Below are 13,118 nucleotides of genomic sequence, written 5' to 3' on the forward strand. Positions count from 1 at the left end.
ATCGATGACCGTTCGGGGGAGATGGTTGCGCGCTGCCTGCTGCGGTGCCGTACTGCTCGCAGCCCTGACACCGACGGGGGCCGCGGCCTCGCCGGTCGCGTCGTCGACCGCACCCGCACCGGGTTCGGTGGTCTCGCAACAGCCGCTGCCCGACGAACTGTCGGTGCCCGGTGCCGCGACGGCCACCAAGCTCGAATACTCCACCGAGTGGCGGTCGGGTGAGCCGACCGTCGCCACGGGCGCGTTGTTCCTGCCCGAGGGCGACGCCCCCGAGGGTGGCTGGCCCGTCATCGCATGGGCACACGGCACGACCGGCGTGGGCGACGACTGCGCACTCACGACCCGCACGCCGCGTTCCGATCTCGAGCGGACCTATCTGCAGCACTGGCTCGATTCCGGGTACGCGGTGGTCTCCGCCGACTTCCCGGGTCTGGGCTCCGAGGGGCTCCACCGCTATCTCGACGGCCCCAGCGCCGCGAACAGCATCGTCGACATCGTCCGGGCCGCCCGCGACGGCGGGGCGCCGCTGTCGGAGAGCTGGATCGTGATGGGGCAGTCGCAGGGAGGGCACGCGGCGCTGCACACCGCCGCGATCGCGACCTCCCGCGCTCCCGAACTCGACTTCCGCGGAACGGTCGCCACGGGCGCCCCGGCGAACCTCGAGCGGGCCTTCACGATCGGTGTCCCGGGCTTCCCCGATCCGGGCCTGTGGGGCCTGGTCAGCTTCAGCGGGTACATCTTCGCCGGGCTGCGCGACGCCTACCCCGAGGCCGACGTCGAGGGCTACCTGACCTCGATCGGCCGTGAGGTCGTCGATCGGGCCGAAGAGCTCTGCTACGACGATCTCGAGGAATCGGTGCGCGACATCCCGGTCGGGGAGCTGCTCGTGCGCCCGCTGGCCGAGGGCCCGATGCCGGCGCTGCTGGCCGACTATCTCGCCGCGCCGGCGGACGGCTACGACCGGCCGGTCTTCCTCGCGCACGGCATCCACGACGTGATGGTCCCGTTGCCGCTGTCCGCGGCGCTCGCCGCCGAGATGAAGGCCGCAGGGGCGGACGTCGACTACCGCGTCTACATGGCCGGGCACTACACGACGGTGGAGCGCTCCCGGGCCGACGTCGACGCCTTCGTGACGCGCTCGTTCGAATAGGCCGGCCTCGCGCACCGAACCGGGCCTTGCGCGCGCTGCAGCGGCGGCGAACCCCGGTTCGGCGCGCGAGGAGCCGCTGTGCGTGAGGAACCGCCGTGCGTGAGGATTCTCCGGGAACGAGAAAACCCCCGATCGGAAATCCGATCGGGGGTTTTCTTCGGGGTGAGTGACGGGACTCGAACCCGCGACAGCCAGGATCACAACCTGGTGCTCTACCAACTGAACTACACTCACCATCGCATTCGCCGGCAACCTCTCGGTCGCTTGCGCCTGCGGTACAGATACTAGCCTGACGAAGACGAAAAAGACGAATCGGCTGGTCAGGCCGGTCCCAGGTCCTTCACGACGGCCGCGAGATCGGCGGGAGTGGGGCCGGGAGGCGCCACGAAGGCCGTGCGCCGGTAGTAGCGCAGTTCGCGGATCGACTCCTTGATGTCCGCGAGCGCCCGGTGCGACAGCCCCTTCTCCGGCTGACCGAAGTAGATGCGCGGATACCAGCGCCGGCACAGCTCCTTGATCGAGCTGACGTCCACCATGCGGTAGTGCAGGTAGTTGTCGAGCTCGGGCATGTCGCGGGTGATGAACGCGCGGTCGGTCGCGATGGAGTTGCCGGCCAGCGGCGCCGTGCCCGCCTCGGTGACGTGCTCGCGGATGTACGCGAGGACCTGTTTCTCTGCTTCGGCGAGGCTCACCGTCGAGCGGCGCACCTCTTCGGTGAGGCCGGACCGCTCGTGCATCTGCTGCACGACCTCCGGCATGTCGGCGAGGGCGTCGTCATCGGCGTGGATCACGATGTCCACGCCCTCGCCGAGCACGTTGAGATCACTGTCGGTGACCAGAGCCGCGATCTCGATCAGTTTGTCGCTGCCGAGACGCAGCCCCGTCATCTCACAGTCGATCCATACGAGTTTGTCCTGCACGACAGACAGACTATCCATCGACGCCGCACCCACGAGGCGCGGCGTCGACGGTCCGGGACGAAATGTGCACCGTCACGCCTTCACGGCGACGGTGCGCGGCGCGGCCGGGCGGGCGGGACGACGTGCCGCCGGAGTGTACTGCCGCTCGAGGGTTCGGCCCTCCGGGGTCACGTCCGGGACGGTGAACCGCCCCTCGGCGGTCACTTCCGGGGCGGTGAAGTCGTGGCTCAGGAAGGACTCGGGGGAGTCGTCGACGATCTCCATCCACGGTGCCGGCAACGGCGGAGCGACGGTGCCGGTCAGCGTCGAGGCATAGCTGTTGTTGCGGTAGCCCATGATGTCGCGCTTCTTGTCCTGCTTCCACTGCTTGAACACCTCGCCCTGGCGTTCGACGTGGAACTCGGGGTAGTCGGTGCGGTCGACGAGATCGCGAATGTAGGCGGCCTGGAAGTCGATGTCCTCCACCGGCGACGACAGCTTCTCCTCGCGAGCCCGCCACTGATCGATGTCCTGCTCGCGGGCGTCGAAGTCGGGCAGGGCGACGCGGCCGAGCATGAAGTCGCGTGCGTACCAGGCCTGCGCGTCGAACATGTTGAACGTGAAGTACTGGTCCTGCGCGCCGAGGTACATCAGCTTCGGGTTGCGCTGGAAGAAGATGCCCTTGTAGATGTCGCGCGGGTAGAGCCGGTTGCCGGTGCGCAGTGCGAGTTCGTCGGGCAGGAACGGGTAGTGGTGCTTGTACCCCGTGCACAGCACGATGGCGTCGACCTCGCGGGTGCTGCCGTCACGGAAGTGGGCGACCTTGCCGTCGACGTGGGTGAGCAACGGCACCTCGGAGAACTGCTCGGGCCAGTCGTGACCCATCGGTGCGCTGCGGTAGCTGAAGGTGACCTGTTCGGCGCCGTACTTGATGCACTGCGTTCCGATGTCCTCGGCCGAGTAGCTGCTGCCGACGAGCAGCAGTCGCTTGCCGGCGAACTCGCGGGCGTCGCGGAAGTCGTGGGCGTGCAGCACGCGTCCCGGGAACCGGTCGAGGCCGTCGAAGTGGGGAACGTGCGGGGTGGAGAAGTGTCCGGTGGCGACGACGACGTAGTCGAACTCGTCGGATTCCAGCGCGCCCCGGTCGTGGTTCATCACCGTCACGGTGAACTTCTGTGTCTCGTCGGACCACTCGACCCACCGCACAGCGGTGTTGAACCGGATGTACTTGCGCACGTCGCTCTTCTCGACGCGACCCATGATGTAGTCGAGCAGGACGGCCCGCGGCGGGTACGACGGGATGGGACGTCCGAAATGCTCCTCGAAGGAGTAGTCGGCGAATTCGAGGCATTCCTTCGGGCCGTTGGACCACAGGTAGCGGTACATGCTCCCGTGGACGGGCTCACCGTTCTCGTCGAGTCCCGTACGCCAGGTGTAGTTCCACATTCCTCCCCAGTCGGGCTGCTTCTCGTAGCAGACGATGTCGGGGATCTGCTCCAGACCGGCCTTTCGGGCTGCTTCGAAAGCGCGCAGCTGCGCGAGTCCACTGGGACCTGCTCCGAGAATGGCGATCTTGGGCGTCAATGTGTTTCTCCTGTGTTCGTCGAATATGTCGCGTAGTTCGTTGCTAGCACACGTCGTTGTTTTTGCGAACGATCCTCGCGTCGTCGACGACGAGGATTCTCTCGGAGAAATCGCAGGTCAGCACGGTTCGGGAAGCGGCAAACCTCGTCGCCGCTGTTGTGAGCGGAATCACTGTAATGCGACAATTCTGGCGCCCGATAGAAATGGTCCTTCCGTGGGTTCGACGGCCCGGTACCGTCGCGGTGGGCGAGGTCGAGGCCGGAGGGGGCGAGCATGACCGACAAGCCGGAGAACACTGCCGCGACCATCGCGGCCGGGTACGAGGTGATCGGCGAGGCGCTGGAACTGGGCGCCGTCGTGCTCGACGGCGTCGCCGATCCCGAGGCGCCGGTGCGTATCCCGCTCGCCACACTCGATCGTCACGTGCTGGTCGCCGGTGCGACCGGCACGGGCAAGACCAAGACGCTGCAGGTCATGGCGGAACAGCTGTCGGCGGCGGGGGTTCCGGTGGTGATGGCCGACATGAAGTCCGACCTGTCGGGTCTGTCGGCCGCCGGTGAGCCGGACGATGCGGTGATCACCCGTGCGGCCGACACCGGCGACGAGGACTGGACGCCCACAGGACATCCCGTGGCCTTCTACTCGCTCGGCACCGACGGGGTCGGTATCCCCGTCCGCGTCACCGTCACCTCGTTGGGGCCGCTCCTGCTCTCGAAGGTCCTGGGGCTCAACGCTACTCAGGAATCCACCCTCGGGCTGATCTTCCACTGGGCCGACCGCAACGGCCTGCCGCTGCTCGATCTCGCCGACCTGCGGCAGGTGATCCGGCACCTGGCGAGCGACGAAGGGCGCGGCGCCGTGTCGCCGGCGACCGCGGGCGTCATCCTCCGTGCGGTCGTCGACCTCGAGAACGCGGGCGGTGACGGATTCTTCGGCGAACCCGAACTGGAGGTCGAGGACCTGCTGCGGGTGATCGACGGTCAGGGCACGATCAACCTGTTCGAGTTCGGCGACGAGGCCACCCGCCCCGCCCTGTTCTTGACGTTCCTGATGTGGTTGCTCGCCGACCTGTTCCAGTCGCTTCCGGAGGTCGGCGACGTCGACACGCCGCGGCTCGTGTTCTTCTTCGACGAGGCGCATCTGCTCTTCACCGATGCGTCGAAGGCGTTCCTGCAGCAGATCGAACAGACCGTGAAACTCATCCGGTCCAAGGGCGTCGGCGTGGTCTTCTGCACGCGGTCGCCCACCGACATCCCGCGGAGTGTGCTGTCGCAGGTCGGAGCGCGGATCCAGCACGCGCTGCGCGCCTTCACGCCCGAGGACGAGGCCGCGCTCGCGGAGGTCGTGCGCACCTTCCCGAAGACCGACGCCTACGACCTCGCCGACGCTCTGACCGGCCTGGGGACCGGTGAGGCGATCGTGACGGTCCTGTCCGAGCTGGGTGCGCCCACGCCCGTGGCCTGGACGCGCCTGCGACCGCCGCATTCGCTGATGGGCACGGTGGGGGAGAGCGCGATGCGTGCGTCGGCGCAGGCGAACCCCCTCTACGGGAAGTACGGCCGCACCATCGATCGTGAATCGGCCTACGAGAAGCTCACCGCGTCGGTGGTCGAGGCGACCGACGTCGAACCCGTCCCGGACGTGCCGCGGCAGGCGCCGGACGACGCCGGGGTGTCGGTCGTGGAGCAGGTGCTCGGCAGTGCGGCGGTGCGCAGTTTCATCCGGTCGGCGGCGTCCGCGGCCGGTCGGGAGATCGGCCGGAGCCTCTTCGGCACGGGACGCCGCCGACGGCGGTGAAGGACTGCTTCAGCAGGCGGTGGCCCGTCAGTTGCCGCCGAGCTTCTTGTAGAAGGCGCCGGCGATCGGGGCCGAGATCGACCGCGGCGAGAACTGACCGGCGGCCGACATGGCCTTGCTGATCACGCCGGGCACGATGCGCATCCGGTTCGCGGCGAGCGCGTCGAGCGAGACCTTCGCGGTGTGCTCGCTCGAGATCCACAGGAAGTCCGGAACCAGCTTGTCGACGATCGACGCCTCGGCCGGGTCGGGTTCCTCGGTGCGGACCGGGCCGGGGGCGAGCAGCGTGACGTGCACGCCGGTGCCCTTGAGTTCGCCGCGCAGCGACTCGGAGAAGGTGTTGACGAACGCCTTCGTCGCGGCGTAGGTGGCGTTGTTCGGGATCGGCATGTTGCCGGCGGCCGAACCCACCATGAGGATGGCGCCGGAGTTCCGCTCGACCATCTGCGGCAGCACCGCGAGGGTGAGGTCGTGCACGGCGACGGCGTTGAGCTCGACCTGTGCCCGCTCGTAGGCCGCGTCGAGTTCGGCGACCGCACCGAAGGTGGCGATACCGGCGTTGTTGCACAGGATGCTGATGCGCCGACGTCCGAGTTCGTCGACGAGCGGTGTCCGTGCGTCGCGGTCGGACAGATCGCACGCGCGCACCTCGACGGTCACGCCGTGCTTCTCGCGCAGGATCTCGGCGAGGGCCTCCATCACCTCTCCGCGACGGGCGACCAGGATCAGTGAGTGGCCGCGGGCGGCGAGTTCGGTTGCGAGGGCCTCGCCGATGCCGGAGGACGCTCCGGTGACGACGGCACGGGCATCGGGATGGGGATTCGGCAGAGTCACAGTGGGTCAGCGTAGCGGCAGGCACAGGAGCGGCGACCGGGCCCGCCTTCCGGTCGTGCGGCCGAGTCGTTCGGTGCCACGCGACGGAGTCGTTCGGTGCCACGCGACGGAGTCGTTCGGTGCCACGGTAGCTCCGGAAGCCTAGGCTCCGGGGCATGAATGCGTTCACGGACACGGCGAGCGGGGCCGGGGAGGCCGCGACACGTCGTCAGGTCGTCTCGTGGGGTCTGTGGGACTGGGGTTCCGCGGCGTTCAACGCCGTGATCCTGACGTTCGTGTTCTCCGTCTATCTCACCGACGCGGTCGGCGACGACCTGCCGGGCGGGATCTCGGCGAGCACCTGGCTCGGATGGTCGCTCGGTATCGCCGGGTTCGTCATCGCTGTGACCGCGCCGGTGTCGGGTCAGCGGTACGACGCCGCCGGGCGGCGGAAGTGGTCGCTGGGCATCCTCACCGCGGTCACCGTCGCGGCGATGGCGGCGATGTACTTCGTGCGCGACGACTACCACTATCTGTGGCTCGGTCTGGTCCTGCTCGGTGTGGCGTCCGTGATGGCCGAGCTCGCGCAGGTGCCCTACAACTCGATGTTGCGTCAGGTGTCGACGCCGGACGACATCGGACGGGTGTCGGGTTTCGGTTGGGCGATGGGCTATTTCGGTGGCATCGTGCTCCTGCTGCTGTGCTACACCGGGTTCATCGCCGGCGACGGCGACACCCGCGGCTTCCTCGGGGTGCCCACCGAGGACGGCACCAACATCCGGCTCGTCGCGCTGTTCGCGGCCGTGTGGTTCGCGGTGTTCGCCGTGCCCGTGCTCCTCGCCGTCCCGGAGAAACCGGTCGCGCGTGGCGACGTCGCCCGCCGCGCCGGTTTGGTCGAGTCCTATCGCGTGCTGTGGCGCGACCTGACGGAGTTGTGGCGGGCGGATCGTCGCACCATCTGGTATCTCGGGGCGTCGGCGTTGTTCCGGGACGGCCTCGCCGGTGTCTTCACCTTCGGCGCGGTCCTCGCCGTCACGGTCTACGGGATCGGAGCGGGCGACGTGCTGATCTTCGGTGTCGCCGCGAACGTCGTGTCCGCGGTGGGCGCACTGGTGGCCGGACGCGTCGACGACCGGGTCGGACCCAAGGCGGTCATCGTGGGTTCACTTGTCGCCATGATCGCGACCGGCATCGTCCTGCTCGTGGTCTCGGGTCCGACGATGTTCTGGATCTTCGGTCTGGTGCTGTGCCTGTTCGTCGGCCCCGCCCAGTCGTCGGCGCGCACCTTCCTGGCGCGACTCACTCCACCGGGCCGGGAAGGGCAGATGTTCGGTCTCTACGCGACGACGGGACGCGCGGTGTCGTTCCTGGCACCGACGCTGTTCGGGTTCTTCGCGTGGTGGTTCGGCACCGACCGGGCAGGCATCGTGGGATTGCTGATCGTGCTCGGCGCGGGCTTGGTGGCGTTGCTCGCCGTGCGGGCTCCCGAGACGTCCGAGACGGTGTGAACCCGCTCAGTCGGTGATCGTGGCCAGCACCTGGTCGGCGGCGTTGCGGTGCCCGGCCGCGTTCGGATGCAGCGGGATCGATCCGGCGGTCGGCTGCAGACCGGCCATCCACCGGGTCTCCGGATCGGCGCACGCGTCGTGGTGGCGGCTCGACTCACGCAGGTCGACGTAGTCCGCCTCCGCGGCCTCGGCCTGTTCACGCATGACGGTGTTCAACCGGTCGATCTTCGCCTGCAGATAGGTCGCGTCCTCGGGCCACATCCGCTGTTCGGGGAAGCATCCGCCGTCGCGGATCCCGGTGGGGTAGCCGACGAGCACGATGCGTGCCTCCGGGGAGCGCCGGCGGATCTCGTCGATCACCGTGGTGTAGACGGGCGCGAAGGCGTCGATGGCGGCGTCGACACGGTCGGTGCCGTCCGGTGCGTTCGTGATCGCGCACGACGTGCCCTCGGGCGGTGCCGAGAGATTGACGCACCCCAACGCCAGTTGGACGAGACCGATGTCGTTGCCGCCGATACCGACGGTGACGAGTTCGGTGTCGGGGCGCAGCGCGTCGTACTGCGGTGGCACCGTCGCGCCACGGAAGGTGGTCTGCGGCATCGCGAAGTCGAGGGAGGTGGCGGCACCGCACGACGCGTCGACGAAGTCCTCGATACCGAGATCGGTCGCGACGAGGGTGGGGTAGTTGCTCGCCGACCGCCCGCACGGATCACCTTCGGTCTGCGGCGGGATGCCGGGCCCGGAGGTGAACGAGTCTCCCAGGGCGACGTACGACGCGTAGTCCGCAGCCGGGGCCGTGTCCTCCGTGTCGGCGCAGGCGACCGTGCCCACGGTCGTGAACGCGATTGCGGCGCAGGCGATGACACCCGACCGTCGGAGGAGTCTCGGCATCGTCACAGTGGACCTCGCAATCCGGTGGGTAGATGTTTCCGAGGCTACAGGTGTGCCGGTGACCGGGACGGGCGCCGAACGCGGTCGCTCGGGTCAGGCCTTGAAGTAGACGATCTGGTGCGAGGTCGCGAGGAGAACGCCGTCGCGTCCCCACAGTTGTGCGCTCTGGTCGAAGAAGCCCTGTTCGAAACGATTCGCGCGTGCGGTCGCGAGTACGGGGTTGTCGGATTGCGCGGCAACGGTCTCCGGGTCCGCGTGGAAGTAGACGGTCATCGAGACCGTGCCGGCCGGCAGCACCCGACCCAGACGAAGGAAGGCGCGGGGGTAGAAGATGTCGCACATCGCGGTGAGCGAGGCGAAGTCGAGAGGGCGCGGCGGGACGTCGCGGACCCACAGCGTCGACGTGGAGTCGGCGACCTCCGTGCTGCCCTCCTCGGGAACGACTCCCGCGGTGTACCGCATCTCGTAGTTGCGTGCCCACGCGATGAAGTCGGGCAGCGGTGTCGGCTCGAGCGAGTCGGGTGCAGGGGCGGCCGGCGCCTGCAGTTCGGTCGACGACCAGGTGGGGCGACGGAGACCGAAGACGGCCGTCGCGGTGGTGGCGACCTCGCCGTCCTGCGACAGTTCGATCGACCAGTGCTGGGTGGTCCGGTTCGTGCGCACCGGTCGCACCGCGATGTCGAACGGTCCGTCGGCGATGGGACCGGCGTAGTTGATCGTCAGGGACAGCGGCATGCCGAGGACGTCCGGGTGTCGTTCGACCGCTCGGAGGAGAGTCGCGGCGGTGATGCCACCGAACGGACCGACCATGTTCGCGTAGGCGGGGTGCGTGTGCCCTTCGGTGCGATCGTCCCGGACCTCGAACAGGTCGACGGCAGCGTCGAAGACATGAGTGGTCACCGAGACGTCGGTCATGGCAGGGTCTCCTCGAAAATGGTGTCGCCCAGCGTCGGATCTGTACGACTACATACATAGAATATGGGTGACAACCACCACTGCCGGAGGAACGGGTGAGCGCTGCAGAACGGCGGGACGGACCGCGCGCTGCGATGATCGCCAGCGCGATCGCGCTGATGAGCGAACGAGGTGTCGCGGCCACATCGTTCCGGGACGTGCTCGAGCACAGCGGGGCGCCGCGCGGCTCCATCTACCACCACTTTCCCGGCGGCAAGGCCCAACTCGTCGAAGAGGCCACAGACCAGGCCGCAACCCGGATCGAGCGGTCGCTGACGGCGAAGGTCGACGGTCTCGGCGTGGTGGAGACGGTGCGCGCCGTCGTCGACCTGTGGCGCGAGGGTCTCGTGGCCACCGACTACGTCGCGGGATGCCCGGTGGTGGCCGCAGGTCTCGGGACCGAACCGCGGGCGCGCGCACGAGCAGCGGAGGCCTTCGACACCTTCGTCGACGTCGTCACGCGGTCCCTGGTGGCCGACGGCGTCGGCGCGGAGCGTGCGCGGTCGTTGGCGAACCTGGTCATCGCAGCTCTGGAGGGCGCACTGGTGGTGGCCCAGGCGCAGCGCAGTCCGGCTCCGCTCGATGCGGTCGTCGCCGAACTCGAGGTGCTGCTCGCCCCGGTCGTGGGCTGACGGAAGCCGCGGTGGGCGGGCTCTCAGCCGTTCCGCCGCCGCGTGATCGCGTTCGCGATCTCGTCCGGGGCCTCCTCCGGAATCCAGTGCGAGACGTCGGGCAGGACCACGAAGTCGTACTCGGCGTCTACGAACTCGCCGCACCGTTCGGCGCCGGCGCGGCCGATCGCGATGTCGGCGGTGCTCCAGATGTAGGTCGTCGGGACGCGGACCGGGGGAGTCGAATCGAGATCCCGCGTCATGGCGCGATACCAGTTCAGGGCGGCGGTGAGAGCGCCCGGCGCGGACATGGCGGCGACGTAGTGGTCGACCGAGTCGTGGTCGACGGCGGAGGTGAACATCGCCCGCAGGCGCCGCGCGTCGTCGGCGAGGAGGAGGTCCTCCGCCTTGCCCTCCTCGCGGAAGAGCCCGATGTAGGAGGAGCGTTCGCGCTGGTCGGCGTCCTCCCGCAACGCCCAGCCGTAGGCAGCGAGGTGGGGGACCGAGACCGCGGTCAACGCCGAGACGCGGTCGGGATTGTGGGCGGCGAAGTACCACGCCACAGCGGCGCCCCAGTCGTGCCCGACGAGGTGGACGCGATCGAGCTCGAACTCGTCGAGCAGGCCGAGGACGTCGCCGGCGAGTGCCGGCACCCCGTAGTGCTCGACGCCGGTCGGCCGGGCACCGGGGGAGTATCCGCGCTGGTCGGGGGCGATCACGCGGAAACCGCGCTCGACGAGCAGGCGCGCCACCGGCGTCCAGCTGCGTGATGTCTCGGGGAAGCCGTGCAGGAGCACGACGGGTGTGCCGTCCCTCGGACCCGCCACACGCACGTCGAAGGTCAGGTCGTCGTAGGTGGCGGGTTCGGTCGATGCCATGGGAACCACGTTACGGAAGGGGAGGGTCTGCGACAGGATTTCCTGTCCACCTCGACGAACCGGCGTCACCCCGACCCGTCACCGGTCGCCGGACGTCCGTCGCGGCCGCCACGCCGCCGCGCCCAGCAGGATCAGACGCATCTGTTTCTCCGCGCGCGTGACCACCTCCGATTCCTGCGCGCTGCCGGGACGTTCGACGGCGAGCAGGTCGAGGACGAAATCGAGCATCGCGGTCACCAGCAGGTCGGCGGCCATCTCGAGATCGTCGAAATCCCAGTCTTCGAGTCCCGGGGAGCGGCCCAGGTCGGCGGCGAGCTCGCTGGTCAGCAGGCGCAGTTCGACGGAGATCGCGGCGGCGACCTCGGGAACGCCGCCGTGGCGTTCGCGTGCCAGGAACCGGAAGGCCGCTTTGTGTGCCCGTACCTGCTGGACCAGCACGTCGAGGGATTGCCGCGCACCTGCCGGGCCGGGTGTGCGACGCGCGTCGCGCAGCAGGCGCCGCAGCACCCGCATCGTGTCCGCGGCAAGGGCGACACCGAGCTCGTCCATGGACGAGAAGTGCCGGTAGAACGCCGTGGGCACGATGCCCGCGTGACGGGCCACCTCCCTCAGGCTCAGCCCGCCGAGTCCCCGGTCGGCGGACAGGTCGAGGGCGGCGTCGAGAAGCGCCTGACGTGTGCGTTCCTTGCGTTCGGCGCGTGTGGTCGGCGGAGGTACGGAAGCGGTGGACACCCCCCGAGTCTAGGCACGACGTTCCGCGCGGTGTCCGTACATCTGTGTCGGCAGTCACATCGGGGTTGACAGGCAGGTGTGTCCGGCTGTCACACTGATTTCAGTGCACATTCGTTCACTGAGCACGCAGAGGTCTACCGAAAGGCGGACAGACATGATCGTGCGCGACCGTCCGACACCCGTCCCGCGCCCAGGTTCGTTGCGAAAGCTGCTGGTAGAGGCGCTTGGAATGCTGTCCTATCCGCATCACCCGGACCGCTACCTGGAACTCGCCGACCCGCTTCTCGTCACGTCGGCGAATTATGCCCGGATTACAGATGTGGACCGAAGTGCCACCGATTCGCTCACGGTCACGGTGCGCCCCGCGCAGCCGTGCCGACCCCTTCCCGGGCAGTACGTGACCGTGTCGGTCCGCATCGACGGCGTGCGGCACACGCGCTGCTACTCGCCGACGCTCGTCGACGCGGGGTCGAAGCGCCGGCCCGATCTGCGGTTCACTATCGGCAGGCATCCCGAGGGCACCGTCTCGCGCCACCTCCACGACCGTGCGCAGGTCGGAGACGTCGTCGAACTCGGTTCTCCCGTAGGCGAGTTCGTGCTGCCGAGTCCGCGTCCCCGACGCCTGCTGTTCGTCGCCGCGGGCTCCGGGCTGACGCCGGTGCTGTCGATGCTGTCCGGTCTCGTCGCCGAGGGGTACGACGGGTCCGCCGTGCTGCTCTACTACACCCGCACCCCCGGACACGTTCCGCGCCGCGCCGAACTCGAGGCGCTCGCGGACCGGCCCAACATCGAGATCGTCCACGCCCACACCCGCTCCGACGACGGGATGCTGCAGGGGCGGTTCGACCGCAGTCACCTCGCGGCCGTCGCACCCTGGTACGCCGACACGCCCACCTTCGTGTGCGGTCCGGCGGAGATGGTCACGAGCATTCGCGAGGTCTACGCGGAGCGGGGCGCCGAGACCATGGTGAACACCGAGGAATTCGTCCTCGCGCCTCCGGTCGTGTCGACGGACGATGCCGGCGGTGAGATCTCATTCGCCGAATCCGGAGTCGTTGCCGAGAACACCGGGTCGACGCTGCTCGAGCAGGCCGAAGCGGCCGGGCTCACGCCCGAACACGGATGCCGCATGGGCATCTGCCACAGCTGCACCGCCGTCCGGCTGTCGGGGTGCACGCGCGACGTGCGTACCGGCGACGTCGATTCGGAACCCGGCCGCCGCATCCGGATCTGTGTCAATGCCCCGGTCGGCGACGTCGCCGTCGAACTCTGAACCGACCGGTGGACACCACCGAAACCAT

General features: G+C 68.7%; 12 protein-coding genes and 1 tRNA gene. 5 read left to right on the forward strand and 8 right to left on the reverse strand.

The window, feature by feature from the left end; translation table 11 throughout:
• Positions 1-4 precede the first annotated feature (4 nt).
• Entirely contained in the window at positions 5-1,150 is a 1,146-nt protein-coding gene (locus tag C6Y44_RS08955) for a lipase family protein (RefSeq protein WP_192378748.1), read from the forward strand.
• Positions 1,151-1,311: 161 nt separating this feature from the next.
• On the opposite strand, the gene C6Y44_RS08960 is transcribed toward C6Y44_RS08955, so the two are convergent.
• The 3 genes from C6Y44_RS08960 to C6Y44_RS08970 all read right to left on the reverse strand — a co-directional run bounded on the left by C6Y44_RS08960 (position 1,312) and on the right by C6Y44_RS08970 (position 3,633).
• A tRNA-His gene (locus tag C6Y44_RS08960) sits at positions 1,312-1,384 on the reverse strand.
• Positions 1,385-1,470: 86 nt separating this feature from the next.
• Positions 1,471-2,070 carry an oligoribonuclease gene (gene orn / locus C6Y44_RS08965; RefSeq protein ID WP_024100533.1) on the reverse strand — a complete coding sequence of 200 codons (600 nt, stop codon included), beginning with the start codon at positions 2,068-2,070 and terminating at the stop codon, positions 1,471-1,473.
• A 72-nt stretch (positions 2,071-2,142) separates the two neighbouring features.
• Complete coding sequence (locus tag C6Y44_RS08970; RefSeq protein ID WP_159418672.1) at positions 2,143-3,633, reverse strand: flavin-containing monooxygenase; 1,491 nt, start codon at positions 3,631-3,633, stop codon at positions 2,143-2,145.
• Between the two features lie 273 nt (positions 3,634-3,906).
• Here C6Y44_RS08970 and C6Y44_RS08975 point away from each other — a divergent pair, with 273 nt between their 5' ends.
• Positions 3,907-5,430 carry a helicase HerA-like domain-containing protein gene (locus C6Y44_RS08975; protein WP_192378749.1) on the forward strand — a complete coding sequence of 508 codons (1,524 nt, stop codon included), beginning with the start codon at positions 3,907-3,909 and terminating at the stop codon, positions 5,428-5,430.
• Between the two features lie 27 nt (positions 5,431-5,457).
• Here C6Y44_RS08975 and cmrA read toward each other — a convergent pair whose 3' ends face one another.
• Positions 5,458-6,264 carry a mycolate reductase gene (gene cmrA / locus C6Y44_RS08980; protein WP_159418670.1) on the reverse strand — a complete coding sequence of 269 codons (807 nt, stop codon included), beginning with the start codon at positions 6,262-6,264 and terminating at the stop codon, positions 5,458-5,460.
• A 155-nt stretch (positions 6,265-6,419) separates the two neighbouring features.
• On the opposite strand from cmrA, the gene C6Y44_RS08985 reads away from it, so the two are divergent.
• On the forward strand, positions 6,420-7,751 hold the full coding sequence (locus C6Y44_RS08985) for an MFS transporter (protein ID WP_120282152.1): 1,332 nt from the start codon (positions 6,420-6,422) through the stop codon (positions 7,749-7,751).
• A gap of 6 nt (positions 7,752-7,757) precedes the next feature.
• On the opposite strand, the gene C6Y44_RS08990 is transcribed toward C6Y44_RS08985, so the two are convergent.
• Positions 7,758-8,648 carry an SGNH/GDSL hydrolase family protein gene (locus tag C6Y44_RS08990; protein WP_159418669.1) on the reverse strand — a complete coding sequence of 297 codons (891 nt, stop codon included), beginning with the start codon at positions 8,646-8,648 and terminating at the stop codon, positions 7,758-7,760.
• 87 nt (positions 8,649-8,735) lie between these two features.
• Complete coding sequence (locus C6Y44_RS08995; RefSeq protein WP_159418668.1) at positions 8,736-9,557, reverse strand: acyl-CoA thioesterase; 822 nt, start codon at positions 9,555-9,557, stop codon at positions 8,736-8,738.
• 134 nt (positions 9,558-9,691) lie between these two features.
• On the opposite strand from C6Y44_RS08995, the gene C6Y44_RS09000 reads away from it, so the two are divergent.
• The gene (locus C6Y44_RS09000; RefSeq protein ID WP_088897405.1) at positions 9,692-10,228 is read left to right on the forward strand and encodes a TetR/AcrR family transcriptional regulator; all 537 of its coding nucleotides are present in this window, start codon (positions 9,692-9,694) and stop codon (positions 10,226-10,228) included.
• A gap of 23 nt (positions 10,229-10,251) precedes the next feature.
• Here the strand turns inward: C6Y44_RS09000 and C6Y44_RS09005 are convergent, their stop codons facing one another.
• Together C6Y44_RS09005 and C6Y44_RS09010 are read right to left on the reverse strand one after the other, a co-directional pair.
• On the reverse strand, positions 10,252-11,085 hold the full coding sequence (locus C6Y44_RS09005; RefSeq protein ID WP_088897404.1) for an alpha/beta fold hydrolase: 834 nt from the start codon (positions 11,083-11,085) through the stop codon (positions 10,252-10,254).
• Positions 11,086-11,163: 78 nt separating this feature from the next.
• A complete protein-coding gene (locus C6Y44_RS09010) occupies positions 11,164-11,817 on the reverse strand; it encodes a TetR family transcriptional regulator (RefSeq protein WP_159418667.1) in 654 nt (217 codons plus the stop codon).
• Positions 11,818-11,971: 154 nt separating this feature from the next.
• Between C6Y44_RS09010 and C6Y44_RS09015 the strand changes: the two genes are divergently transcribed.
• A complete protein-coding gene (locus C6Y44_RS09015; RefSeq protein WP_159418666.1) occupies positions 11,972-13,090 on the forward strand; it encodes a ferredoxin reductase in 1,119 nt (372 codons plus the stop codon).
• Positions 13,091-13,118 lie beyond the last annotated feature (28 nt).

Origin of the sequence: Rhodococcus rhodochrous (genome assembly GCF_014854695.1) — a bacterium.
Lineage (GTDB): Bacteria > Actinomycetota > Actinomycetes > Mycobacteriales > Mycobacteriaceae > Rhodococcus.

Coding starts and splice junctions, on each gene's coding strand:
- C6Y44_RS08955 (WP_192378748.1), top strand. CDS start 5: ATGACCGTTCGGGGGAGATGGTTGCGCGCTGCCTGCTGCGGTGCCGTA.
- C6Y44_RS08975 (WP_192378749.1), top strand. CDS start 3,907: ATGACCGACAAGCCGGAGAACACTGCCGCGACCATCGCGGCCGGGTAC.
- C6Y44_RS08985 (WP_120282152.1), top strand. CDS start 6,420: ATGAATGCGTTCACGGACACGGCGAGCGGGGCCGGGGAGGCCGCGACA.
- C6Y44_RS08995 (WP_159418668.1), bottom strand. CDS start 9,557: ATGACCGACGTCTCGGTGACCACTCATGTCTTCGACGCTGCCGTCGAC.
- C6Y44_RS09000 (WP_088897405.1), top strand. CDS start 9,692: ATGATCGCCAGCGCGATCGCGCTGATGAGCGAACGAGGTGTCGCGGCC.
- C6Y44_RS09005 (WP_088897404.1), bottom strand. CDS start 11,085: ATGGCATCGACCGAACCCGCCACCTACGACGACCTGACCTTCGACGTG.
- C6Y44_RS09015 (WP_159418666.1), top strand. CDS start 11,972: ATGATCGTGCGCGACCGTCCGACACCCGTCCCGCGCCCAGGTTCGTTG.